The sequence below is a fragment of the Mammaliicoccus sp. N-M50 genome, assembly GCF_022386995.1.
GTDB classification, from domain to species: Bacteria; Bacillota; Bacilli; order Staphylococcales; family Staphylococcaceae; genus Mammaliicoccus; species Mammaliicoccus sciuri_A.
The window spans coordinates 158,606-183,298 of sequence record NZ_JAJNJA010000007.1; the positions used below are offsets into that span (position 1 = coordinate 158,606).

General features: G+C 33.2%; 31 protein-coding genes, 1 rRNA gene and 1 pseudogene. 17 read left to right on the plus strand and 16 right to left on the minus strand.

Annotated features, from left to right (window positions below; all coding sequences use genetic code 11):
• Positions 1-58: 58 nt before the first annotated feature.
• Positions 59-967, minus strand: coding sequence for a recombinase RecT (locus LQ622_RS11830; RefSeq protein ID WP_239775208.1), 909 nt, complete (start codon positions 965-967; stop codon positions 59-61).
• Between the two features lie 62 nt (positions 968-1,029).
• On the opposite strand from LQ622_RS11830, the gene LQ622_RS11835 reads away from it, so the two are divergent.
• Positions 1,030-1,395: a hypothetical protein gene (locus LQ622_RS11835; RefSeq protein WP_239775210.1), complete on the plus strand. Its 366-nt coding sequence runs from the start codon at positions 1,030-1,032 to the stop codon at positions 1,393-1,395.
• On the opposite strand, the gene LQ622_RS11840 is transcribed toward LQ622_RS11835, so the two are convergent.
• The 9 genes from LQ622_RS11840 to LQ622_RS11880 form a co-directional block, all read right to left on the minus strand.
• On the minus strand, positions 1,379-1,609 hold the full coding sequence (locus LQ622_RS11840; RefSeq protein WP_239775211.1) for a Thoeris anti-defense Tad2 family protein: 231 nt from the start codon (positions 1,607-1,609) through the stop codon (positions 1,379-1,381). The two genes, LQ622_RS11835 and LQ622_RS11840, sit on opposite strands and share 17 nt — an antisense overlap.
• A complete protein-coding gene (locus tag LQ622_RS11845; protein ID WP_239775214.1) occupies positions 1,606-1,941 on the minus strand; it encodes a hypothetical protein in 336 nt (111 codons plus the stop codon). The genes LQ622_RS11840 and LQ622_RS11845 overlap by 4 nt, the downstream gene beginning before the upstream one ends.
• Positions 1,938-3,890, minus strand: coding sequence for an AAA family ATPase (locus LQ622_RS11850; protein WP_239775216.1), 1,953 nt, complete (start codon positions 3,888-3,890; stop codon positions 1,938-1,940). Before LQ622_RS11850 ends, LQ622_RS11845 begins: the two co-directional genes overlap by 4 nt.
• A gap of 21 nt (positions 3,891-3,911) precedes the next feature.
• The gene (locus LQ622_RS11855; protein WP_239775218.1) at positions 3,912-4,136 is read right to left on the minus strand and encodes a hypothetical protein; all 225 of its coding nucleotides are present in this window, start codon (positions 4,134-4,136) and stop codon (positions 3,912-3,914) included.
• A 115-nt stretch (positions 4,137-4,251) separates the two neighbouring features.
• Entirely contained in the window at positions 4,252-4,557 is a 306-nt protein-coding gene (locus LQ622_RS11860; RefSeq protein WP_239775220.1) for a hypothetical protein, read from the minus strand.
• Positions 4,558-4,737, minus strand: coding sequence for a hypothetical protein (locus tag LQ622_RS11865; RefSeq protein ID WP_204253882.1), 180 nt, complete (start codon positions 4,735-4,737; stop codon positions 4,558-4,560). It lies immediately after the preceding gene.
• 47 nt (positions 4,738-4,784) lie between these two features.
• Positions 4,785-4,985: a hypothetical protein gene (locus tag LQ622_RS11870; protein ID WP_070369236.1), complete on the minus strand. Its 201-nt coding sequence runs from the start codon at positions 4,983-4,985 to the stop codon at positions 4,785-4,787.
• 59 nt (positions 4,986-5,044) lie between these two features.
• Positions 5,045-5,803 carry a phage antirepressor KilAC domain-containing protein gene (locus LQ622_RS11875; protein WP_239775222.1) on the minus strand — a complete coding sequence of 253 codons (759 nt, stop codon included), beginning with the start codon at positions 5,801-5,803 and terminating at the stop codon, positions 5,045-5,047.
• 23 nt (positions 5,804-5,826) lie between these two features.
• Positions 5,827-6,054, minus strand: a complete 228-nt coding sequence (locus LQ622_RS11880; RefSeq protein ID WP_239775224.1) for a helix-turn-helix transcriptional regulator — start codon at positions 6,052-6,054, stop codon at positions 5,827-5,829.
• A 155-nt stretch (positions 6,055-6,209) separates the two neighbouring features.
• Between LQ622_RS11880 and LQ622_RS11885 the strand changes: the two are divergent.
• The 7 genes and pseudogenes from LQ622_RS11885 to LQ622_RS11915 all read left to right on the plus strand — a co-directional run.
• Positions 6,210-6,428: pseudogene (locus LQ622_RS11885) on the plus strand (helix-turn-helix domain-containing protein); the annotation flags it as partial.
• 109 nt (positions 6,429-6,537) lie between these two features.
• Positions 6,538-6,996 (plus strand): ImmA/IrrE family metallo-endopeptidase, encoded by a 459-nt coding sequence (locus tag LQ622_RS11890; RefSeq protein WP_239775226.1) that lies wholly within the window; start codon positions 6,538-6,540, stop codon positions 6,994-6,996.
• 14 nt (positions 6,997-7,010) lie between these two features.
• Positions 7,011-7,508: a hypothetical protein gene (locus LQ622_RS11895; RefSeq protein WP_239775228.1), complete on the plus strand. Its 498-nt coding sequence runs from the start codon at positions 7,011-7,013 to the stop codon at positions 7,506-7,508.
• 30 nt (positions 7,509-7,538) lie between these two features.
• Entirely contained in the window at positions 7,539-8,111 is a 573-nt protein-coding gene (locus tag LQ622_RS11900) for a hypothetical protein (protein WP_239775230.1), read from the plus strand.
• Between the two features lie 47 nt (positions 8,112-8,158).
• The gene (locus LQ622_RS11905; protein WP_239762525.1) at positions 8,159-8,329 is read left to right on the plus strand and encodes a hypothetical protein; all 171 of its coding nucleotides are present in this window, start codon (positions 8,159-8,161) and stop codon (positions 8,327-8,329) included.
• Positions 8,330-8,411: 82 nt separating this feature from the next.
• Positions 8,412-9,593 carry a tyrosine-type recombinase/integrase gene (locus LQ622_RS11910; protein WP_239775232.1) on the plus strand — a complete coding sequence of 394 codons (1,182 nt, stop codon included), beginning with the start codon at positions 8,412-8,414 and terminating at the stop codon, positions 9,591-9,593.
• A gap of 319 nt (positions 9,594-9,912) precedes the next feature.
• The gene (locus LQ622_RS11915; protein ID WP_164961626.1) at positions 9,913-10,056 is read left to right on the plus strand and encodes a hypothetical protein; all 144 of its coding nucleotides are present in this window, start codon (positions 9,913-9,915) and stop codon (positions 10,054-10,056) included.
• A gap of 35 nt (positions 10,057-10,091) precedes the next feature.
• On the opposite strand, the gene LQ622_RS11920 is transcribed toward LQ622_RS11915, so the two are convergent.
• From LQ622_RS11920 to tsaE, 5 genes are all read right to left on the minus strand, one after another.
• Positions 10,092-10,520 (minus strand): VOC family protein, encoded by a 429-nt coding sequence (locus LQ622_RS11920; RefSeq protein WP_037589607.1) that lies wholly within the window; start codon positions 10,518-10,520, stop codon positions 10,092-10,094.
• Between the two features lie 76 nt (positions 10,521-10,596).
• A complete protein-coding gene (gene tsaD / locus LQ622_RS11925) occupies positions 10,597-11,610 on the minus strand; it encodes a tRNA (adenosine(37)-N6)-threonylcarbamoyltransferase complex transferase subunit TsaD (RefSeq protein ID WP_239762523.1) in 1,014 nt (337 codons plus the stop codon).
• Positions 11,603-12,070: a ribosomal protein S18-alanine N-acetyltransferase gene (gene rimI, locus LQ622_RS11930; protein WP_049320460.1), complete on the minus strand. Its 468-nt coding sequence runs from the start codon at positions 12,068-12,070 to the stop codon at positions 11,603-11,605. The genes tsaD and rimI overlap by 8 nt, the downstream gene beginning before the upstream one ends.
• The gene (gene tsaB, locus LQ622_RS11935) at positions 12,043-12,708 is read right to left on the minus strand and encodes a tRNA (adenosine(37)-N6)-threonylcarbamoyltransferase complex dimerization subunit type 1 TsaB (protein ID WP_239762520.1); all 666 of its coding nucleotides are present in this window, start codon (positions 12,706-12,708) and stop codon (positions 12,043-12,045) included. Before tsaB ends, rimI begins: the two co-directional genes overlap by 28 nt.
• Positions 12,689-13,147, minus strand: a complete 459-nt coding sequence (gene tsaE / locus LQ622_RS11940) for a tRNA (adenosine(37)-N6)-threonylcarbamoyltransferase complex ATPase subunit type 1 TsaE (protein ID WP_025905051.1) — start codon at positions 13,145-13,147, stop codon at positions 12,689-12,691. The genes tsaB and tsaE overlap by 20 nt, the downstream gene beginning before the upstream one ends.
• Before the next feature lie 448 nt (positions 13,148-13,595).
• On the opposite strand from tsaE, the gene ilvD reads away from it, so the two are divergent.
• From ilvD to ilvA, 9 genes are read left to right on the plus strand one after another with little or no spacing between them, the layout of a single operon-like run.
• Complete coding sequence (gene ilvD, locus LQ622_RS11945) at positions 13,596-15,284, plus strand: dihydroxy-acid dehydratase (protein WP_025905050.1); 1,689 nt, start codon at positions 13,596-13,598, stop codon at positions 15,282-15,284.
• A gap of 12 nt (positions 15,285-15,296) precedes the next feature.
• On the plus strand, positions 15,297-17,030 hold the full coding sequence (gene ilvB / locus LQ622_RS11950; RefSeq protein WP_025905049.1) for a biosynthetic-type acetolactate synthase large subunit: 1,734 nt from the start codon (positions 15,297-15,299) through the stop codon (positions 17,028-17,030).
• Entirely contained in the window at positions 17,030-17,503 is a 474-nt protein-coding gene (gene ilvN / locus LQ622_RS11955; RefSeq protein ID WP_025905048.1) for an acetolactate synthase small subunit, read from the plus strand. Before ilvB ends, ilvN begins: the two co-directional genes overlap by 1 nt.
• Before the next feature lie 34 nt (positions 17,504-17,537).
• The gene (ilvC, locus tag LQ622_RS11960) at positions 17,538-18,545 is read left to right on the plus strand and encodes a ketol-acid reductoisomerase (protein ID WP_025905047.1); all 1,008 of its coding nucleotides are present in this window, start codon (positions 17,538-17,540) and stop codon (positions 18,543-18,545) included.
• Between the two features lie 29 nt (positions 18,546-18,574).
• Positions 18,575-20,107, plus strand: a complete 1,533-nt coding sequence (locus LQ622_RS11965) for a 2-isopropylmalate synthase (RefSeq protein WP_239775234.1) — start codon at positions 18,575-18,577, stop codon at positions 20,105-20,107.
• Positions 20,104-21,144 (plus strand): 3-isopropylmalate dehydrogenase, encoded by a 1,041-nt coding sequence (gene leuB, locus LQ622_RS11970; RefSeq protein WP_191836004.1) that lies wholly within the window; start codon positions 20,104-20,106, stop codon positions 21,142-21,144. Before LQ622_RS11965 ends, leuB begins: the two co-directional genes overlap by 4 nt.
• A gap of 15 nt (positions 21,145-21,159) precedes the next feature.
• Positions 21,160-22,533 (plus strand): 3-isopropylmalate dehydratase large subunit, encoded by a 1,374-nt coding sequence (gene leuC, locus LQ622_RS11975; RefSeq protein WP_239762514.1) that lies wholly within the window; start codon positions 21,160-21,162, stop codon positions 22,531-22,533.
• Positions 22,534-23,103 (plus strand): 3-isopropylmalate dehydratase small subunit, encoded by a 570-nt coding sequence (leuD, locus tag LQ622_RS11980; RefSeq protein WP_107577066.1) that lies wholly within the window; start codon positions 22,534-22,536, stop codon positions 23,101-23,103. It begins immediately after the preceding gene.
• A gap of 14 nt (positions 23,104-23,117) precedes the next feature.
• Positions 23,118-24,383, plus strand: coding sequence for a threonine ammonia-lyase IlvA (gene ilvA / locus LQ622_RS11985; protein WP_239762512.1), 1,266 nt, complete (start codon positions 23,118-23,120; stop codon positions 24,381-24,383).
• Between the two features lie 211 nt (positions 24,384-24,594).
• On the opposite strand, the gene rrf is transcribed toward ilvA, so the two are convergent.
• A 5S ribosomal RNA gene (gene rrf / locus LQ622_RS11990) occupies positions 24,595-24,693 on the minus strand; the annotation flags it as partial.

Consider the following 24,693-nt stretch of genomic DNA (forward strand, 5'->3'; position numbering starts at 1 on the left):
GTTCTGCCATCTGAAATACGATAGCAGTTACCACTCGAACCAGTTGCTATAACATCAATTAAAATGGTTCTTCATCCTCTGTTGGATGTTGTGCAGGTTCTTCTTTAATCTCTTCAACTTCTTCAAAATCAGTAACATCTGTTGCCTCTTTATGTGGTACTTCTTCGAATTCTAATAGTTCTTTATTCGCATTTGCTTCTTCTTCAGCATCTAAAATCTCTTTGCGTTGTCTGCTATCTCTGCTTTTAACTTCACTTGATAAAAGACTACTGTCATCAGAACTATTTAATAACTTCTTACATGCTCTATTAATTACAGTCTTTTTGGCCATTTCTTGGGGGAATCTTCTATGCGTTCCATCTTCCTTGAACTTGCCGTCATATACCATTTGAGATTGTTTCCATGCTTCTTCAATTTCTTCGAAGCTCATAATCTCTGTATAGTTTTTACTTTCATCCTCAAACACAACAGTTGCATATGCACCAATGATTTTTTTACTATCTCTGTTTCCAAATGATTGAGAATGTTCTAAATCGACGATTTTACCGTTCTTTGTTTTGTATTTAACTTCATCACCTTCAAAGATAACTTCAGCATTTATTTCTTTAGCACCAGTAACTCGTCTTGTAACTGCCATCGTACCTAGATATGAACGCTGGAACTGAACTTTATCTCCGTACATGATGAAATAACCCTGATTCTTAGCTGGATTTAGCCCTTGCACGACCATATCCATTAACGCATTGGCAATGCTGTTTGGATTAGCAAATTCTAATGCTGGTTTGTAACCGTCTTTCTTAGATCCTTTTAAATCTTGTAATGTTAACATTGCTGATTTCATTGCATTTTCGGGTGAATAATTTTTTGGAAACTTTAAATCACCCTGTGTTTCTAAACTCTTAACTCTAGCGAGGACGTTGTCTCCCATTTTTTGATTTTTTACTAATACTTCGTTTTTATTTGTCATATATATAATCTCCTTTATTGTGTATAATTAAATTAATTTATTATGAAAGGTGGAACTATTTAATGAGTAATATCCAAGAAAGATTTAGCGAACTGACTAAGAATCAACAATATATATTATCTGTTCTTTATAAGAACTATCTTGAGTGCGTTAATAATGGTAGTATTAAGATTCAATGTAACGATTTTGGTGATGCCTTAAACATTCATGCTTTATATTTTTCTCAATTTCATTTTGAAGATATAGAGAGTGACCTTAAGAAATTAAATAAAGCCAATTTCATTGAAGGAACAATAGCAGATGGAACTATCTATTTTATCCAAATATCTGATTCAACTATTTCTTATTTTGAAAATGAGTTTAAAAATAATATGAAAAATTTATTAGATAATATTTCTAAAATAGCTTCTTTTATCCCTGGTCTATAACAGGAGTAATAACTTCCCAATCGTCTGCCTTAAGGTCATCAGCTGAAGGTTGCCAATATTTAATTATTTCTTCACCAGTATTTCCGATGATAAGACATTGTAGAAAACTATCATTAGTTGGTAATACTTCGGCCTTATGACTTTGTTTCCATTCTTTTCGAGTCATAGTTACTAAATACTTAGTAGATAATATTGTTGCTTCTTGAATATTCATCTCAATTCCTCCACGTCTTTAATTAATTGAATATCTTCTTTGCTTACTTCATATAGACAATTCATTCTTGTTGCTACCAGGTATACATCGATTGCTTGATGATTATATATTTGAATGAACTCTGCTCCTTCATCGAGAATTTTCATTACTTCTTTTGATTGTGTATATCCGTATCTAAATCCAGCAATAAAGCCAGTTTCCTTACAATCGATTTTCTTTCTAATTACAATAGTCTCAGCATCTTCAATCTTTAAATCTTCCTCGTTCAGATATTCTTTCGTCTTCTTCCAACGTTTGTTAATTCGTACATAATCACCTAACTCATATTTCATTCGCTTTTCTCCATTCTTAATGTGTCGTCTTGTTTACTAACAACTAATCTAATTTGTTGTGATTTTGTTGGTAAGATATCAATTACTGATTCAGCATTGTCAATAAAGATTGGCGCGTTAATTTTGTAGTGATCACACAACGTATTAATGATGTCTAGTCCTGCATTAAGCTTTTTAGCGCTATTTAATCCCCTGTGGTACTCAATACCATTCACAGTTGTTTCACACGTTTCTTTAACTTCTCCGTCAACTTGTGTATAGAATAATTTGAATTTTACATACTTGAATTTTTGATTAATGTTATCGGTTAATTTATTGATTTTAGTAATCGTAAATTTATTTAGTTTGTAAAGTTGACCAGAATAAACTTCTTTCTCGTCCAACAATTCATCTTCTTTATCTTTTAATTCTTGAATTCGTTTTTTAACATTCTCATTCGATGCAGCAATAGACTTCAATTTATCTAGATGTTCTTTTTTAGCGTTTAGTTCATTTGACTGTGAATCTAATTCATCTAAACGATCAGCAACTTCTTTTTGAATATTCATGCGCTTTTTATTGAGTTCATCAATATCGCTTTTAATTAACTGATACTCTTTTGATTTTGTAACGTCTGTTATTTGTGATTTCAGGCTCTCGATTTTACTTTTGATACTTTTAGACTTCTCTGTAGCTTCATCTATTAGTTCTTGATGTTTATTGTTTTCTTCGTTTAGTGCATCAATGATTGGTTTAATCTTTTTACCGTCTGCCATTACTCGTTCAATTGACCCTGTAATAACTTCTAGTTCATGTGATTTTTCTTTGTTGAATTTTTTAAGTGCATTTTCTCTTGCCTCTTCCACTTTTTCTGTTGGCAACTCTTGGCCACAACATGAACAAACTTTTTCATCTACATATTCAAACTTGTGATTTTTGGCCATTTCTAAATCAGACTTTAATCTTTTATGTTCTGCTAAAAGTTCTTTTCTTCTACCTTCTTCATAATGAATCTGAGTTTGATTATTCTTAATTTTTGATTTGTAATTCAAAATAGTACTTTCTTCAGCGTTAAACTCATTCATAAGTGAATGAATTCTTGATTCAGTATTAGAAGAGTGGTCTCTTTTGATACGTTCTAATTCTGATTGTTTATCTTTAACTTGATTTCGTAATTCAATTTCAGCACTTCCATTTTGTAATTCATATCTCTTATTCACTAACGATTGAATATTCTCTTCAAGCTGCTTGTAATCAGATTCGTTCAATTCTTCTACTTCAACTATTGAGTGCGATGCTTCATTGATACGTGTTGGTATATCTTTAATTTGTTGATTAATTTGCTTAATCTTATCAGCAACTATCTTCTTCTTTGTTTCAATATCATGATCAGTAAGTAATTCTTTCAATCCCTCAAGTTCTGAATCGCTGGCAATGACATCGTCATCTGTAATGTCATCTGCAATTTGGAATAATAGTTCCCTACGCTTTTTCCAATCCAGATTATTGAAAGCTGTAGGATTTGTTATAAGTTTAAAAACTTCTTCATCTACAATCTCAGCCACTCTATTTTTGTAATCTGTAACCTTTACCTTTTCATCATTCACATATTGGTACTTTGTTCTACTTCTGGTATATTCTTTACGATTTGTTTTTTGATTTGTAGAATATTTTGGGTGTGACTCTTTCTTAAGTGTTAGTAATCCACCATCAATCTCAAATTCAGCAATAACTATAGGGATTAGTTCATATAGTTCTTCTCCATTTTCTTCTTCGGGTACAGGATTAAACGATTTAGTTGTCCCATCTAATCCTTTATCAAATAGCAACCATTGCAACGCAGTAGCTGTTGTTGTTTTACCTGTACCGTTTTGGCCAAAAATATCTGCATCTTGGCCATTAAATTCAAAAGTTTGATTTTTAAAGCCTGCAAAATTCTCCATTTCTAATTTATTTAATTTTAATTGCATTGCTTAATGTCCTCCTCCGTGTTATTCTGTACGTGTATTTTTATTTGAAATTGTGCCTTTTCCAATTGCCGTTGGATTAGGCTTTTTTAATTCCTTGATAAGTTCTAGTGTTTTAAGAACATCTTCTACTGTTAACCAACCTAAAACATCATCAGTGATTTCAGTGTCATAACATAAATAATCATCAAACAATACTGCCAGTTCATATAGCCCTTCGTGTCCTCCATATGAAGAGGAATGACACACCACACTTGCTCCATATCCATTTTCGAAAATATATATATTGAATGCCCATGTTTATGAAATTGTTAGTGTTGAAATTAGGGTGTTCTCTAAATTTTTGTTCCATTTACTCACCTCCTTAATATCTAGCCTTGATTTTAAAATAATAAGGTTTGTTACTGCCCTTTAGTATTTCAACCATTAATGCGTCTACTTCGCTTGTGTTGTCGTCAATCCAACTTAAAATTGTCTCATTCATTTCTTCAAAAAGACCTTCAGCTGTATCTTCAACATGTACTTCTGCAGCAAATACCAAATCATGATTAGTACTAAATACCTTTACTAAAATTAGGTCTTCCCCTATAACTTCATATCGATGCAAAAATTTAAAACCATAATGATATTCTGTCTTAGAGACTTGTGAACCTTCTTTAAAATATGGCATTTACATTTCCTCCTGTTCTAAAAATATTTGATCAGCCATTTCAAATCCTGCTACCGTCACTATCCAAAACAGAAACGAATGCTCAATAGGCGTTGTACTAAATGACGATATAATAAAGAACTCAACAACAATTGCTAACGTTAAAGCTGGGTACTTCATGATGTTCCATGCAATATTCATGTGTTTTCCTCTCCCATCCGAGTATGCTCCCCAAGTCTCCAATTTGTTTAAGCATCATACTCGTACATTATTTGTATACATATATCTTTTGCTTTGTCAGATGGCCACCAGGATTTTCTGTTTGTTTTTTTAATCTCAATTGCTTTCATCCGACTATCTTTCACGATGTGATTTCTAAAGAATTTCTCTCCAATGCACATTCGTTCTTTAATTTCTTCAGCATCTACTAGCCAGTCTCCTTTCGGCATAGGATCACATCCTTTTACTTATCTCATGATTATTTGAGTTTTTTCATTGATAATTTATTTCACACCTTATACTTCAATTTGTTTTCACCTAAGAACTTATTAATAAAATACTGTTGCCCTTTACCAGTCACTTTTGGTGTTTTACTAATAGATACATGACCATCTGAATGTGTGATTGATGTCTCTTTGATTTCGAATAATTCTCGTTCCATTGAGTACTGTGTTGGCATGTTATAGTCAACGCCTTTACGTTTTATTAAGAATCCATTTTGGCGTAACCATTCAAATAACCTGCGTTGTCCAATTTCTACACCATTTTGTTTAATTATCTTTGCTAATTCTCCAACTAGAATTGATGTCTTTGTTGTTGCTACTGCATCAGCAAATAATACTTTTGGCTTATCTTTTTTAATCTGTGTTTCTAATTGAAAGATTGTACTATTCGCTATCTTTAATGCTCGTTGCATAATCATTTCTGGACTGTTCCACGCTTTTTCAATTTGAATGAAATATTCTCTAAAATCAAAACCTCTTTCTGTACCTGACATCATCGCTATATGCTTAGCTACATCAAGCGTTAAAGCGTAATCTTCTAGTTGCCTAACAGCACCATTATTAACAACCGTACTTGTAAGTACACTTGTATAATCTCGGTTTTCTTTAAAATGTTTTAAATTAATATCTGCCCATGCGCTAAAACGTTTTTTGACACCTAACGCTTTGTATAACTCTCTTGCGCTTATTGCGATTTCTCCATTTTCTTTTTCTTGGATATTAAACATTTCACCAATATTGGATTTTGTTTTTAAATCTTGCATTCAATCCCCTCCTTAATTACGGTTTAACCGTTATGTTTTGGTAAAAAAATAATCTCATTATAAGTGACATTAAATACTTCCTCGATTTTCTCAATTTGAGGAACGTTTGGAAACGTCTTTGCTTTTTCCCAATTGTGCCAAACATCAGCTGAAACACCTACTCTCTCTCCTGCTTGTGCTTGGGTCAAGTCATACTTAGCCCTTAACATTTTTAAAGTGTAGGGTTCTCGTCTTAGTTGGATATCTTGCATGTTTTCACCCCGCTTTCTTTTCTAACTGCCACAACTATACTACGGTTAAAACGTAATGTCAACGGTTTTACCATACTTAATTTTTAATACTTGTATATATTACGGATAAAACGTATAATAAATTTATAGACATTATATGAAAGGATTTGATTAATATGCTAGGTAATAAAGAAGTGATGGCTAAAAATATTTCTAAATACATGAAAGAAAAAAATGTTGATAGAACTAGATTATCAAATGACTTAAAACTTAAATATACTACTGTATCAGACTGGATAAACGCTAAAACATATCCACGTATAGATAAAATTGAATTACTTGCTAATTACTTCGGTGTTACTAAAGCTGATTTAGTAGAAGAAAGTACCTATCAACAACCTACTGTCGCTGCTCACTTTGATAAATCAGATTTAACTGAAGAGGAAATGAAAGAAGTAGAACAATTCATTGAATTTGTGAAGAACAGACGCAAAGGGTGATTAAATGGGGTATGAAAAGTTATTAATGCAACAAGATATCGAAGTAATAGAAACAACTCACTTACCTTCTTTTCAAAGTGGTTTGTATTATGACGGTACAATTTATATAAAAGAAAAAATGAATTTAATAAAAAAACACGAAACTTTAGCAGAAGAAATAGGACATCATAATTTAACATACGGGGATATTACTGACCAAAAAATATTGATGAATAGAAAGTATGAGTTAAAAGCTAGAAGATATGGTTATGAATTGATCGTATCATTAGATGGTTTGATTTCTGCACATAAAGACGGTGTATACAATATATTTGAAATGAGTAATTATTTTGATGTAAGCGAAGGATATATTATAGATGTCCTAGATCATTACAAAATGAAGTTTGGTCTATCCACCTACCATAATGGCTATGTTATTAAATTTGAACCATTGCAGGTGTTTAAACATATACAATTTGAATAAAGGGGTAATGTAGAATGAAAAAATTTGAGAATCTATTTCATGAGTCAGACTATTCTCATGAAACATTGTTTTTCAATACATCTTCACTTATAAGTTTCAATAAAGATTATTTTGGAGAATGTGGGATATTTTTAACTAAAGACTATATATTGATTTTAAATAAAAAGATAAGCCGCACCATTAATTATGCTGGTATTTTTGACTTTGAAACTAAAAATACTCTTTTTGGACGCAAAGTTATTTTTAATATTCCTATAGATAATTTAACTGTTGAAATGGATTTTAATTTTGATAAAGATAGAAAACAGTTCCTTTCAAAGTTGCAAGAACTAATGGAAAATAAGGAAAATGAAATTCAAACAATAATAGAACGTGAGGAATACATACAAGAACAGCGAAAAAACATGCCTTATGAAGAACTAAAAAAATTAAAAGAGTTATACGATTTAGAAATACTAACTGAAGATGAATATAAAATTAAGCGAGAAGAAATGCTTAAAGATTATTTATAAAAATTAAGAAAACAAAGGGGCTATAACAAAATGAAAAAATTATTTGTTTTATTACTTTCATCACTCTTAGTATTAGGAGCATGTGGTCAAAATGAAGAGAATGTATCAAAGGATGACAGTAAAGAATCAAAAAAAGAAGTTAAGAAAGATGAGCCAAAGAAGAAAGAATCGGACAAAGATAAGAATAAAAAAGAAAAAGAGTCTGCTAAAAAGACTGAATCTAAAACTAAAGAACAACTAACTGAGGAAGTAACAACAAATGAACAACAGTCTACCGAAGAAGCTAACTCAACAGAACAAACAACTCAGGAACAACAACTACAAGTAAATACTTCTAACATTTCTAACGAAAGTCAGTTACAAACCGTATTAAATGGAAATTTTAGTGAAGAACAGAAAATTCAAGCATATAATAGTGCAGTTGCTAATGGTGTAATACCTCAAGGAACAGTATCAGAAGGTTCAGCTCAAGCTGCATATGAAAGTTCTAAAGGAATTCAGAATGGAGAAACTGAAAAAGACCAACTAGCAGAGAGGTATCAATCATGGGTTGATGCAGGTTTAATGACTGAAGATGAGATGCAAGAAGAATTAGCGAAATAACTAACACACCTCACACCTCGTGAGGTTTTCTTGTAAGGAGGTTATCTATGAAAGTATTAAACTACACAGTTACACACATTTACATTTTGACTAATGATGGTCATCAACTAAAGATAATAAATCCTGGCCATAAAAATAAAAAAGAAACAAATAAATGGTTAGAGATGGTTGCATCTGATTATGACAAAATGATGAAAGACGAAAATAAAAACGTCTAACTATGCTAGATCTCGAAAGGTGGTGATAACCTAAGACTTAACAACCTCCCCAAGTCTCCAAACTTAAACGGAGGTAATATCAATGAAATATATTAAGTCGAAAAAATATGAAAATGTATATAGTTATAAGACCACAAATGGTGAAAAACTTTATTGTTATAGACTCAAATATTACTTAGATGGCAAACGAAAAGAAAAACAAAAAAGCGGATTTCTAACTGAAAAAGCCGCATATAGAGAAGTTCTGTTGTTAAAAACAGATATAGAAGAACAAGATTATTCAGTTATAGAAGCTGACAAAATGACAGTTAAGCATGCTGCTGAAATGTATTTTGAATTTAAAAGTCCTAGTTGGGCAAATTCAACATTAAGAAACAACAAAAACTATATTAATAATCATATCATCCCCTTAATAGGTAAAACCTATTTATCAAGATTAACACCCTATGAAGTTCAAACTAGTCTAATCAATCCACTTCAAGAGAAAGTTAATTATAGAACAACATATAATATCTATTGTACCTTTATAGCGATTCTGGACTTCATGGTGGATAACGAAAAATTAAAACGCAATAAAATATCTGGAAAAATGCATTTCAAAGAAGAAGATGCTCAACCAATATTTTATGATCAGAACACCTTAAAAAGTATATTAAATTACGCAGATAAAATGGAACCTGTCTATAAGACTATTATATATACACTCACTTATACAGGTATGAGAATCGGTGAATTACAAGCTTTGAGATGGACTGATATTGATATCAAAAATAATACAATCAGTATTAGAGAATCTAGAAATGACCATGACAATTTTACTAAAACAAAAACGAAACGTTCAAAAAGAACAATTCACGTAGATCCTGAATTGATAAAAATGTTGAAAGAATATCAAAAATACATCGAGAATAAATCTTTTTATCGTAATGCACCTATCGATATCCATTCAACAATTTTTGTTGGTAATTATAGATTAAAGCCTATTTCTAGAACAATCATTTATCAAGCATTCAATCAGATGTCTGAGGATTTAAATATAAAAATCCATGCACATGCTTTTAGGCATTCTCATGCTACATTATTATTAAAAGGTAATCAGTCTATATTCTATGTTGCTGAACGTTTAGGCAATACACCTAAGATGATTGAGTCCACTTATGGCCATATCATTGATAGTGCCAAACGTGACGTTTCAGATGCTTTTTCAAAAATACTGTCGGAAGAAGTGTCGGAAGTCATTCCATTTAACGCTCAATCCCTTTGACAACAAGGGGTTTGGGCGAACATGCTTGACTTTGTGCACAAGTACAAATGTTCTGTATTGACTTTATGATGAATACGTGACCTTCATGTATTTTTTGTAAATATTTTAAATTCTAAATGTTGAAATGACTAAAATATTAATATATTTATCAATTAGGCTAGATTTAATATCAATTAAGACTTATAATTTATGTAACCAATTTTCTTGTTTATAGACTTTAGTTATAAATTCTACTTTTATTTTGAAGTTAATGATGTGCTTAGAGTTAAATTTCATTGATTAATTGGTCTTGTGTATGCTACAGAAGGGATGATGATTTATGAAACAATCTAACATTGAAAATTATACAACGAAAGCTAAGGAACTATTGAAACATAAAATTATAACTAAAGAAGAATATGATCAACGTATAAAAGATTATACTGACTATACGAATAGTGAAGGCAAATACGCACGCAAATAAAAAAGGACGTTCAAAATTTTGAACGTCCTCTTATATTATTCTGTATATGCATTTACCATCCAAGTTACACCAAATGGATCTTGGAATGAACCAAAGAGTGGTGACCACTCTACCTCGTTTAAAGGCATATCAATTTTACAACCCGCTTCTTCAGCTTTCTTAAACAATTCGATGACAGCTTCTCTATCCTGCTCATCGTTATAATTAAACTGAAAACATGCTTGAGCGCCTTCGTTATTGATATCTTTATTTTGCCAAGTGTCACTACATAAAAATGTCTTCCCTAATAAGTTAAAGCTCGCGTTCATTGTAAAAGATTCGGGCAATTTAAATTCATCAGGTGCATCTTTAAACATCTCATGGTTACCCGGAACTCTCATAATATCCGTTGCACCTAATTTTTCTTCGTAGAACTTTAATGCTTCAATACTATTTTTAAAATTAAAATAAGTATTAACTTCCACTTTACAACGCCTCCTCAATCTTTTTATATCATATTGAGTATAACGTCTATAGTGCAATATTACAAATTATTGTATATTAAAATGCTTCAATATCTAGAGAGCTTTTACCGTTTAATTTCATATTTGAAAAGCGGTTATTTTCATATAAGAAATGAGCTACTGACCCTATCATAGCAGCATTATCTGTACATAAATTTAATGGTGGAATACTAAGATCTATTCCTAATTTATTTGATTCTTGTTCTAGTGCATGACGTAACCCTTTATTCGCAGCTACTCCACCAGCCACAATTAAATGTTGAACATCATAGTCTTTAACTGCAGCCATTGTTTTGCCGACAAGTACTTCAACAACACTATTTTGGAAACTAGTCGCAACATCTTCTTTTATGATTTCTTCATTTTTTTGCTTTTTATTATGCAATGTATTAATAACTGCGCTTTTCAAACCACTGAAACTGAAATCATAGCTGTCTTTTTCTAACCAAACTCTAGGAAAATTCAAAGTATCTTGACCGATTTGAGCAAGTCTATCAACTTCAGGACCTCCTGGATATGGTAAACCTATTGTTCTAGCAACTTTGTCATATGCCTCACCGACTGCATCATCACGCGTTTCACCTATAACTTCAAAATCTAAATGATCTTTCATGTAAATCAGTTCTGTATGTCCACCAGAAACGATTAATGCAATTAAAGGAAATTCTAATGGTTTAACGAGATGATTAGCATAAATATGCCCTGCAATATGATGAACTGGAATAAGTGGCTTTTGATGACTAAATGCTAAAGCTTTAGCACTTGCAACACCGACAAGTAAAGCACCAATTAATCCTGGACCTTCTGTTACGGCTATTGCATCAATGTCATCCATTTGCATATTTGCATTTTTTAAAGCTTCATCAATCACTGTTGTCATCACTTCAACATGTTGACGACTCGCTACTTCTGGTACTACACCGCCAAATTTTTTATGTGTCATCATTTGTGTAACAACTTCATTACTGATAATTTCATTGCCGTTTTTTATGACACTTGCTGCTGTTTCATCACAGCTTGTTTCTATACTTAATATAATTGATTCAGACATTTTTTAGACTCACCCACATCACTTTAGCATCCTCTCCATCGCCATAATAATTTTTCCTAACGCCACCATACGTAAAGCCAGCTTTCTCATAAACATGTCTCGCCGCTTCATTATCCACTCTTACTTCTAAGCTCATCGTTGTACAAGTTGCACTTGCAAAAGTCATCGCATATTCTAATAACATTTGTCCTATTCCATTACCTCTATATTGCTCGGCAACAGATATTGTCGTAATTTGTGCTTGATCAATAACTAACCACAATCCACAATATGCAATGATTTCTTCACCTATAGATACAACAAAATAATGCGCAAATTCATTTTTCTCTAACTCATGATAGAATGCGTCAATAGACCATGAACTTTGTGTAAAACTATGATTTTCTATTTCGTATACTTGAGGGACATCTTCAATTGACATTTTTCTAATTTCTAATGCTTCGTTTGATTGTTTTTCCAATTTTGTTCCGCCTCTGATAATTTTAGATATCTTGGTTTTAGTTCATGAACATTTAACACCGGTTGTTCCTTAATTTTATACATTATTGAAGCATCAGGTAATTTTGAAAGACTTCTACCTTCTAACTTATCTTGTAACTTTAATACATCGTGACCAATAAATATATACGGATGATTTTGTGATTTTAAAAATTGATTCAATGCTTCAATAGAAATATAACTATCTTCTTTGATTGTTTCTAATTTATCATCTTTATATTGATAAACACCAGCAAATACATGGTCTCTTCTAGCATCAAATAATGGTACAATAAGATCATTTTCGTTGTTATATGTTGCTGCTAATGCCTTTAAAGATGAAACTTCATATAAAGGAATATCCAAAGTATATGCCATCGTCTTTGCTGTTGTAATACCAATTCTTAACCCCGTATACGAACCAGGTCCATTAGCAACGACTATATCTGACAATGTTTGAGGTGTTAATTGCGCTTCATCCATTAATGATTCAATAACGGGCATTAATTGTAATGAATGATTCTTCTTTATATTGGACTGATAATTGATTAATACATTTCCCTCTTTAACAAGTGCTACTGCTAAAGGTTGATCAGAAGTATCAATTAGTAATGTTGTCATCATTTAGCACTTCCTTTATCTGTTTATAATGTTCACCTTTAGAAATAATTTCAAACACCCTTTTATCGGCGTCAATATACTTAATGTTGATTTCTAAACGCTCTTTAGGTAAATATTCTTGAATGAATTCACTCCATTCAATAATCGTAACACCATTATCATTAAAGTATTCATCAAACCCTAAATCTTCGTCACTATCTTCTAATCTATAACAATCCATATGATGAAAAGGCAATCTCCCTTTGTAGGATTTTATTATATTAAAGGTAGGTGAATTAATGTTTCTTTTAACGCCTAAAGCCTTTCCGAAATATTGGCTAAAAGTGGTTTTACCCGCTCCTAAATCTCCATTCAACAAAATAATATCATTTTCAGTTACAACTTGAGCTAATTTTTCAGCAATTTGCTGCGTTTTTTCTAATGAGTCAACTTGAATAATCACTAATTTGGCACCTACCTTTTCTTTACTTAAACTAACTGAACTATTATAACAAATATTTATTTAATTGGGTAATGAATGGTTCATTTATCAGTAAAGCGCTTTCATTATCTAAATTTTTAGAAAAATCTAAATATTCTGTTGACATGTATTCTGATATGCGTTAAATTTAGTACATAAATTTTTTAACTATTCAAAAATCTTAACTAAAAATATGGTTCACATTTGAGAAGAAAGGACGAGTTGTAATGAATTTCACAATGACGGCAAATAAACCGACAATCGAATACAGCATATTAGTGATTTTATTACGCTCAGAAGGACTCGAACAACAGTAAGCTTCAATTTACTGTATGGTTTAAGTCCTATTTCTACTTGAATGGGACTCGAAGCAACGTCCCATATTTATTGGGACGTTGCTTTTTTATTTTTCTAGAGGAGTGTAATTATGAGAAGTGACATGATCAAAAAAGGTGATCACCAAGCACCTGCAAGAAGCCTATTACATGCAACAGGACAAATCAAGAGCCCAACGGATATGAATAAACCATTTATTGCGATTTGCAATTCTTACATTGATATTGTCCCAGGACATGTTCATTTAAGGGAATTGGCAGATATCGCAAAAGAAGCGATTAGAGAAGCAGGTGGTATTCCATTTGAATTCAATACAATCGGTGTTGACGATGGTATAGCAATGGGTCACATCGGGATGCGCTACTCATTACCAAGTAGAGAAGTTATTGCTGACGCAGCTGAAACTGTTATTAACGCACACTGGTTTGACGGCGTATTCTACATGCCAAACTGTGACAAGATTACACCAGGAATGTTATTAGCATCTGTTAGAACAAACGTACCTGCAATCTTCTGTTCAGGTGGACCAATGAAAGCTGGTCTATCTGCAACTGGTAAAGCATTAACTTTATCTTCGATGTTTGAAGCAGTTGGATCATTCAAAGGTGGTTCAATGACGAAAGAAGAATTCTTAGATATGGAAAAGAACGCATGCCCTACTTGTGGTTCATGTGCAGGCATGTTTACAGCAAATTCAATGAACTGCTTAATGGAAGTATTAGGATTAGCATTACCTTATAACGGAACAGCTATTGCTGTAGGAGAAGAAAGAAGAGAATTAATTAGAGAAGCAGCCTTTAAACTAATGGACTTAGTTAAAAAAGACATTAAACCTAAAGACATCATTACTAAAGATGCAATTGATGACGCATTTGCTTTAGATATGGCAATGGGTGGTTCTACAAATACAGTCCTTCATACTTTAGCTTTAGCAAATGAAGCTGGTATCGATTATGACTTAAATAGAGTAAATGAAATAGCTAAACGTACACCTTACCTATCTAAAATTGCACCAAGTTCTTCATACTCAATGCATGATGTACATGAAGCAGGCGGTGTACCAGCTATCATCGGTGAATTACTCAAACTCGATAATGTTTTACATCCTGACCGTATTACAGTCACAGGCAAAACATTAAGAGAAAATAACGAACATCGTGAAATTAAAAATACAGAAGTTATCCATACAAGAGATAATCCATTCTCTGAAACTGGTGGCTTATCAATGTTATTTGGAAATATCGCGCCAGATGGTGCTGCTATTAAAGTTGGTGGTGTTGATCCATCAATCAAGAAATTTGTTGGTAAAGCGATTTGCTTTAGTTCACATGATGAAGCGGTTGAAGCAATTGATAACCACACTGTTAGAGAAGGTCACGTTGTTGTCATTCGTTATGAGGGCCCTAAAGGTGGACCTGGAATGCCGGAAATGTTAGCACCTACTTCATCTATCGTCGGTAGAGGTTTAGGTAAAGATGTTGCATTAATTACAGATGGTCGATTCTCAGGTGCAACAAGAGGTATCGCTGTCGGACATATTTCACCAGAAGCTGCCGCGGGTGGACCTATCGGACTCATCCAAGACGGTGATGAAATCATCATCGATTTAACGAATCGTACATTAGATGTAAATGTTTCTGAAGCAGAATTACATGCTAGAAAACAAAACATTGAACCATTTAAAGCTAAAGTTAAGACTGGTTATCTTGCAAGATACACTGCCCTTGTAACAAGTGCAAATACAGGAGGCATCTTGAAAGTACCGGACGAACTAATTTAAGGAGTGATTTGCATGGCACTAACTACTAAATCATACAAAGAACCAGATGAAGCAACTAAAGAAAAGACAATAACTTACACAGGGGCAGAATTACTTGTCCAATCATTTATTGATCAAGAAGTCGATTACATCTTTGGATATCCTGGCGGTGCTGTCTTACCTTTATATGATGCCTTTTATGAAGGTAAAGTGCCTCATATTCTTACGAGACACGAGCAAGGTGCAGTTCACGCAGCTGAAGGATATGCAAGAGTTACAGGTAAACCTGGTGTTGTAGTCGTTACTAGCGGACCTGGCGCAACTAATACAATTACTGGAATAGCTGATGCTATGAGTGACTCAATTCCACTAGTTGTACTTACAGGACAAGTTCACAGACCAGGTATTGGTAAAGATGCTTTCCAAGAAGCGGATTTACTCTCTATGACAACACCTATTACAAAGCATAATTATCAAATTACAGATGTAAAAGATATTCCAAAGATTATTGATGAAGCATTTCATATTGCTTCAACTGGTCGTAAAGGTCCAGTTGTAATCGATTTTCCTAAAGATATCGGTGTTTTAGAAACAGTTGAAGTTTCTCCAAGAGAGCTTAATTTACCTGGATATCATATTAACTTAACGCCAGAAGATAAAGAGATTGAACAAGTTATCCAAATGATTCGTTTAGCAAAGAAGCCAATTATACTTGCTGGTGCTGGTGTTAACCATGCTGAAGCTTCAAAGGAACTTACAGCATTTGCTAATAAATACAAAATTCCTGTTGTAAACACTTTGCTAGGATTAGGTTCTATCCCCTACTCTGACCCATTATTCTTAGGTATGGGCGGTATGCATGGATCATATGCAAGTAACATGGCATTAACAGAATGTGATTTGTTAATTAACTTTGGTAGCCGATTTGATGATCGTCTAGCAAGTAACCCAGATGAATTCGCAAAAGACGCTAAAGTTATTCATGTAGATATCGATCCATGTGAAATTAACAAAATCATTCCTACAGATTTAGGTATTATTGCCGATGCAAAACAAACATTAGAAGCACTATTAGAATATGATGCTCATGAGCTTATCCATCATGAATGGTATGAACATTGTTTATCTAATAAAGCAACATATCCATTTAGATATGACAAACCAACTGATGACTTTATTAAGCCACAACAAGCAATTGAGTATATCGGAAAGATTACAAACGGAGATGCCCTTGTTGCAACTGACGTAGGTCAACATCAAATGTGGGTTGCACAATATTATCCATTTAAAACACATGGTCAAATTATTACAAGCGGTGGTTTAGGAACAATGGGCTTTGGTATCCCAGCTGCTATGGGTGCCAAGTTTGCACATCCTGACAAGACAGTTGTTGCCTTTGTTGGTGACGGTGGATTCCAAATGACTAACCAAGAAATGGCCATTTTAAATGAATTTGATAATGACATCAAAATCGTATTAATCAACAATGGTGCTTTAGGTATGGTTAAACAATGGCAAGATAAATTTTATAGCCAACGTTTTTCTCATTCAGTATTTGCTGGGCAGCCTGACTTTATGAAGCTTTCTGAAAGCTATGGCGTTAAAGGTTTCATGATCGATTCAAATGATAAATTAGAATCTACGCTTGATGAAGCATTCGCTCATAAAGGCCCAGCCTTAATCGAAATTAGAATTTCCCCTTCTGAACCAGTACTTCCAATGGTTCCAAGTGGACAACCAAACTACAAAATGGAGGGCGTTGAATAATGAAAAGAACAATTAAGACTCAAGTACTCGATAGAGCGGGTACACTCAACCGACTTACAAGTATTTTTGTAAGGAGACAATACAACATTGTTTCTCTTTCTGCAACGCCTACTGAAACAGAGGGCATTACAAATATTACATTTATTGTGGATGTTTCAGATGAAAGTAGTACAGAAACAATTATTAAGCAGTTAGAAAAGCAAGTAAATGTAATATCTGCCCTAGATATTACAGATAACAACCTATTTAATAGAGAACTTATTTTAATCAAGTTAGGACATCCTGACGATTATCAAACGTTCGAAAAAATCATTAAGCCTTATGAAGGTCAATTAACCATTTTAAAAGATTTAGAAGATTATATTTATATTCAAGCAATTGGAACCCATCAAACAATAGAAAATCTATTGGATGATTTAAAAATATATCCTGTGACACAAGTGTCACGAACAGGTTCTGCAGGATTACTATAATACAAAATAAAACAAATTAATGGAGGCATTTATTATGACTAAAGTATTTTATGACAACACGGTAACAGAGGACGCATTACAAGGTAAGAAAATCGCAGTAGTTGGATATGGTTCACAAGGACATGCACATGCTCAGAACTTAAAAGACAACGGATATGATGTTGTTATTGGTATTCGTCCAGGTAAATCATTTGATCAAGCTAAAGAAGATGGTTTTGAAGTATATCCAGTAGATGAAGCTGTTAAACAATCTGACGTTGTAATGATTCTATTACCAGATGAAATTCAAGGACAAGTTTATAAAGAAGAAATTGAACCTAACTTAGATGAAGGAAATGCTTTAGTATTTGCTCATGGATTTAATATTCACTTTAAAGTTATTCAACCACCAGCAAACGTAGATGTATTCTTAGTTGCACCAAAAGGACCAGGTCACCTAGTTAGACGTACATTTACTGAAGGAAGTGCTGTACCTGCACTATACGCTGTATATCAAGATGCTACAGGCAAAGCAACCCAATTAGCATTAAGCTATGCAAAAGGTATCGGTGCTACTAGAGCTGGTGTTATCGGTACAAGCTTTGAAGAAGAAACTGAAACTGATTTATTCGGTGAACAAGCAGTACTTTGTGGTGGTGTAACGAAACTTATCCAATCTGGTTTCGAAACATTAGTTGAAGCTGGTTATCAACCAGAAATTGCTTACTTCGAAGTATTACATGAAATGAAATTAATCGTTGATTTAATGTATGAAGGCGGAATGGAAAACATGCGTTATTCTATTTCAAACACTGCAGAATTTGGAGATTATGTATCTGGTGAACGTGTTATCACACCTGATGTTAAAGAAAATATGAAAGAAGTACTTAAAGATATTCAAACAGGCGCTTTCAGTGATCGCTTCATTAAAGATAACGAAAATGGCTTTGAAGAATTCCTAAGAATGCGTAAAGAACAACAAGGACATCAAATCGAATCAGTTGGTAGAGAATTACGTGACATGATGCCATTCGTTAAAGCTAAAAGTATTCAAACTAAATAAAAGTACTAGAATTTAAGGAGAGGATTATTATGTCAGACCATATTCAAATATTCGATACAACACTAAGAGATGGAGAACAAACACCAGGCGTCAGTTTTTCATTTGATGAACGCCTCAAAATTGCTAAACAACTAGAAAAATGGGGAGTCGATGTAATAGAAGCTGGCTTCCCCGCTTCTAGTGAAGGTAGTTTTAAATCAGTAGAAAGTATTGCTAAAGCATTAACAACAACTGCAGTTTGCGGATTAGCTAGATGTAAAAAGTCAGATATCGATGCTGTACATGAATCAACAAAAGAAGCACAACATAGACAAATTCATGTTTTCTTAGCAACTAGCCCTATCCACTTGGAATATAAATTGAAAATGACTGAAGAACAAGTATTAGCATCTATTACTGAAAATGTAACTTATGCAAAAACATTATTTGAAAAAGTTCAATTTTCACCTGAAGATGCTACAAGAACATCTTTACCATTTTTAATTAAAGCAGTGCAAACAGCAGTTGATGCTGGTGCAGATATTATCAATATTCCAGATACGGTTGGTTATTCTTATCCTACAGAATATGGTCAAATCTTTAAGACACTTATTGAAACAATTAAAAGTGATCATGAAGTGATATATAGTTCTCATTGTCATGATGATTTAGGTCTTGCTGTAGCAAATGCCCTATCTGCTTTTGAAAATGGTGCACGAAGAGTTGAAGGTGCAATTAATGGTATCGGTGAACGTGCTGGTAATACTGCTCTTGAAGAAATTGCACTTGCACTACACGTTAGACAAGATCATTACAACCTATCTACTAATATCAATCTAGCTGAAACTAAAAACACAAGCGACATGGTAAGTAGATATTCAGGTCTTCGAGTCCCAAGAAACAAAGCAATCGTTGGTCAAAATGCCTTCAGTCATGAATCTGGTATTCATCAAGACGGTATTTTGAAAAATCCTGAAACTTATGAAATTATGACACCTCAACTTGTCGGTGTTGTTAAAAACTCTTTACCACTTGGTAAACTATCTGGTAAACATGCGTTTAGTGAAAAGTTAATTGAACTTGGATACAATCTCTCACCAGATGAACAAGTGGAAGTATTTAAACAATTTAAATCAGTCGCAGATAAGAAAAAACAAGTAACTGATCGAGATATACACGCTATCCTTCAAGGTAGTGAACATGAAGAAAATGCATACTATAAAGTAAATGCACTTCAACTTCAATTTGTATCAAATGGCTTACAAAGCGCTGTTGTCGTTATTGAAGATAAAGAAGGAAATACTTATAAAGACTCATCTATTGGTTCAGGTTCAATTACATCAATTTATAATGCAATTGATAGAATTTTTGATTACACACCTGAATTACAACAATATCGAATTGAATCTATTACAGAAGGTACGGATGCTCAAGCTGAAGTACACGTTCAAGTAGAATTCGAAGATGAAGTATATACAGGTATCGGTATTGACTACGATATTCTATATGCTTCTTGTAAGGCATATGTTGAAGCACATGCTAAACACAGTGAGAACAAATTGAAAGAAGGCGTAAAGTCATGACATACAAAATCACTGCCCTACCCGGTGATGGAATCGGTCCAGAAATTTTAGAAGGTAGTATTGAAATACTAGAATTATTATCAAAGAAATTTAATTTTGATTATGAAATAGATACTAAAGATTTTGGAGGTATCGCCATCGATAAACATGGCGAGCCTTTACCTCCAGAAACTTTAACTGCTTGTCAAAACAGTGATGCAATATTATTAGGAGCCGTTGGTGGTCCTAAATGGACTGATCCAAAAAATAGACCAGAACACGGCCTATTAGGTATTAGAAAAGCATTAAATTTATTTGCTAACATTAGACCAACTATTGTTACTGAATCAACTGCACATTTATCACCATTAAAAGAAGAACTCGTAAAAGGTACTGATTTTATCATTGTACGTGAATTAACGGGTGGTTTGTATTTTGGAGAACCAAAATATTTTGATGATGAAAAAGCAATTGACACACTTGCATATACTAAAGAAGAAATTACAAGAATCGCACACGTTGCATTTCAATTAGCTACTAAACGAAATAAAATCGTTACATCAGTAGATAAAGAAAATGTACTAAGCTCTTCAAAACTTTGGAGACAAACATTAGAACAAGTTTCTAAAGAATATCCAGATGTCACACTAAATCATCTTTTAGTAGACGCATGTAGCATGCATTTAATTACAAATCCTAAACAGTTTGATGTTATTGTAACTGAAAATTTATTTGGGGATATTCTAAGTGATGAAGCTTCAGTTATCCCAGGATCACTTGGCCTTTCACCTTCTGCAAGTTTTGGTGAGAATGGACCAAGTTTATATGAACCAATACATGGTTCTGCACCTGATATAGCTGGTCAAAATAAAGCAAACCCAAGTGGAATGTTACTATCATTAGCAATGTGTATTAGAGAAAGTTTACATCAACCTGAATGCGCTCAGTATTTAGAAGATATCGTATTTAGCACAATCAAGAAAGGTATTGCAACTAAAGATTTAGGTGGAAATAACAGTACATCTGAAGTCTTCGAAGCAATCAAAAATAATATTTAGAAGGAGGAAAACGACATGTCTCAAACATTATTTGATAAAGTATGGAATCGACATATAATAGCTGGTAAAGAAGGTGAACCCCAATTATTATACATCGACTTACACCTTATTCATGAAGTTACATCTCCTCAAGCATTCGAAGGCTTAAGATTACAAAATAGGAAAGTAAGACGTCCCGATCGAACGTTTGGAACATTGGATCATAATGTACCTACAGTTGATATATTCAATATTAGAGATGAAATTGCTAATAAACAAATTAGTGCTTTGCAAAAAAACTGTGAAGCATTTGGTGTAAAGTTATTTGATATGGGTTCAGATGAACAAGGTATCGTGCATATGGTTGGCCCAGAAACAGGTTTAACACAACCAGGTAAAACTATCGTATGTGGTGATTCACATACTGCAACGCATGGTGCATTTGGAGCTATTGCTTTTGGTATAGGTACAAGTGAAGTAGAACATGTTTTTGCAACTCAAACACTATGGCAAACTAAACCAAAGAACTTGAAAATTCAAGTTGATGGTACATTGCCAACTGGTGTTTATGCTAAAGATATTATCCTATACTTAATCAATCAATACGGAGTTGATTTTGGTACTGGTTACGCTTTAGAATTCGCTGGTGAAGCTATTTCTAATATGACAATGGATGAGCGAATGACAATTTGTAATATGGCTATCGAAGCTGGTGCTAAATATGGCATGATGAAGCCAGATGAAACAACTTTTGAATATGTAAGAGGACGTAAATATCAACCAGAGAACTTTGAAGCAGCTATTGAAGATTGGAAAACTTTGTATTCAGATGAAGATGCTACTTACGATAAAGTAATTACTGTAGACGTAAGTGATCTTGAACCACAAGTCACTTGGGGTACAAGTCCTGAAATGGGTGTTAGTTTTAATACACCATTCCCAGAAATTAAAGATTTAAATGATGAAAGAGCCTATAATTACATGGGCCTTCAACCAGGTCAAACTGCTAGAGATATTCCTCTAGGTTATGTTTTCCTTGGTTCTTGTACAAATGCAAGACTTTCAGATCTTATTGAAGCAAGTAAAATTGTAGATGGTCATAAAGTCCATCAAGATATTACAGCAATAGTCGTTCCTGGCTCTAGAAGTGTTAAACTTCAAGCAGAAGCACTTGGTCTAGATAAAATTTTCAAAGAAGCAGGATTTGATTGGCGTGAACCTGGATGTTCAATGTGTCTAGGAATGAACCCTGACCAAGTTCCTAACGGTGTTCACTGTGCTTCAACAAGTAATCGTAACTTTGAAGGTCGTCAAGGTAAAGGCGCAAGAACGCATCTCGTATCTCCTGCAATGGCAGCAGCAGCAGCTATTAACGGAAGATTTGTAGATACTAGAAAGGTGGTCATTTAAATGGAACCAATTAATATTTTTAATGGTAAAACAGTTCCCCTACTCAATGATAATATTGATACGGATCAAATCATTCCAAAAGCTTTTTTGAAAAGAATTTCTAAAACTGGTTTTGGCCCCTTCTTATTCGACGAATGGCGTTATTTAGAAGATGGTTCTGATAATCCAGATTTCAACTTAAATAAACCAGAATACAAAGGTGCAAGCATACTTATTTCAGGTGATAATTTTGGTTGTGGCTCATCAAGAGAACACGCAGCTTGGGCATTAAAAGACTTTGGATTCTTAATCATTATAGCAGGTAGTTTTAGTGATATATTTTATATGAACTGTACTAAAAATGGTATGTTACCGATTGTAATTGAAAATAAAGAAGACAGAGAAGCAATAGCACAACATAGTGAAATAACGATTGATTTACCTAACCAACAAATTATCACACCTGAAGCAAAATATCATTTTGATATAGATGCGACATGGAAGAATAAATTGGTTAACGGTTTAGATGATATTGCTATTACATTAACTTATGAAGAACAGATCAACCAATATGAAAAAATGCACAACTAATTGGGAGTGGTAGAATGACCTTAAAAACACGTTTAAGTGCTGAAGATATAGAAGAAGCATTTTTAAAATTAAAAGATACAGTTAAACAAACACCATTAGAAAAAGATATGTATTTATCACAGAAGTTTGACTGTAATGTATATTTAAAAAGAGAAGATTTGCAATGGGTACGTTCCTTTAAATTAAGAGGTGCGTACTATGCAATTAATCAGTTAACAGACGAAGAACGAGCAAATGGCGTTAGTTGTGCGAGCGCAGGTAATCATGCACAAGGTATCGCATTCACGGCTAAACAACTCGAAATCAAAGCTGTTATATTTATGCCAGTAACAACACCAGCTCAAAAAATTAATCAAGTTAAATTTTTCGGTGGTGAATTTGTACAAATAGAATTAATTGGCGATACTTTTGATGATTGCTTAAAACATGCGTTAGATTATACTGAACAATTTGGATTAAGCTTTATTGATCCATTCGATAATATTAATACAATTGCTGGTCAAGGTACGATTGCTAAAGAAATAGTAGATTATGCAGAAGAAGAAAACATCAAATTTGATTATTGCTTCGCTGCAATCGGTGGCGGTGGCTTAATTTCAGGAGTAGGCACTTATCTTAAAGATACAATGCCTACTACTCAAGTCATTGGTGTAGAACCACTTGGAGCAAGTAGTATGGCGCAATCTGTTAAAGCTAATAAAATTGTTACATTAACGGATATCGATAAATTTGTAGATGGCGCTTCAGTAGGAAAAGTTGGACAATTAACATTCGAAATTTCAAAAAATGTTGTTGATGACTTTGTGGCTGTAGATGAAGGTGAAGTATGCAGTACAATCCTAGATATGTACTCTAAACAAGCTATTATTGCAGAACCAGCTGGCGCATTAAGCGTCACTGCACTTAATCATTATAAAAATGATATTAAAGGTAAAAATGTTATTTGTATTGTCAGTGGTGGTAACAATGATATTAACCGAATGAAAGAAATTGAGGAACGCTCACTTTTATTTGAAGATATGAAACATTACTTTATTGTTAACTTCCCACAAAGACCAGGTGCATTAAGAGAGTTTGTTAACGAAGTACTTGGACCAAATGATGATATTACAAAATTTGAATACTTAAAAAAATCGAGCCAAAATACAGGTTCTGTTATTATAGGCATTCAACTTAAAGATCATAATGATTTAGACCAACTTTATAAGAACGTTAGCGAATTTGATCCTAAATACATCTATATTAATAAGAATAAAATGCTTTATTCATTACTAATATAAGTACGTAACCAAATAAAAACATCTCATTTCTCTGTTTATTACAGAAAGAAATGAGATGTTTTTTTAGTTATAAATCGTATTCTATATGCTTAGTTATTATATACTGTATACATGCCCTTTATCTTCTACTTTATTTCAACTAAATTTAAACATAAAAAAAGAGACCTAACAGGTCTCGAGTGCGGCTCATCGCATCCATTTATAAACATTTGCCCGGCAACGTCCTACTCTCGCGGAACGTAAGCCCAACTACCATCGGCGCTAAAGAGCTTAACTTCTGTGTTCGGCATGGGAACAGGTGTGACCTCTT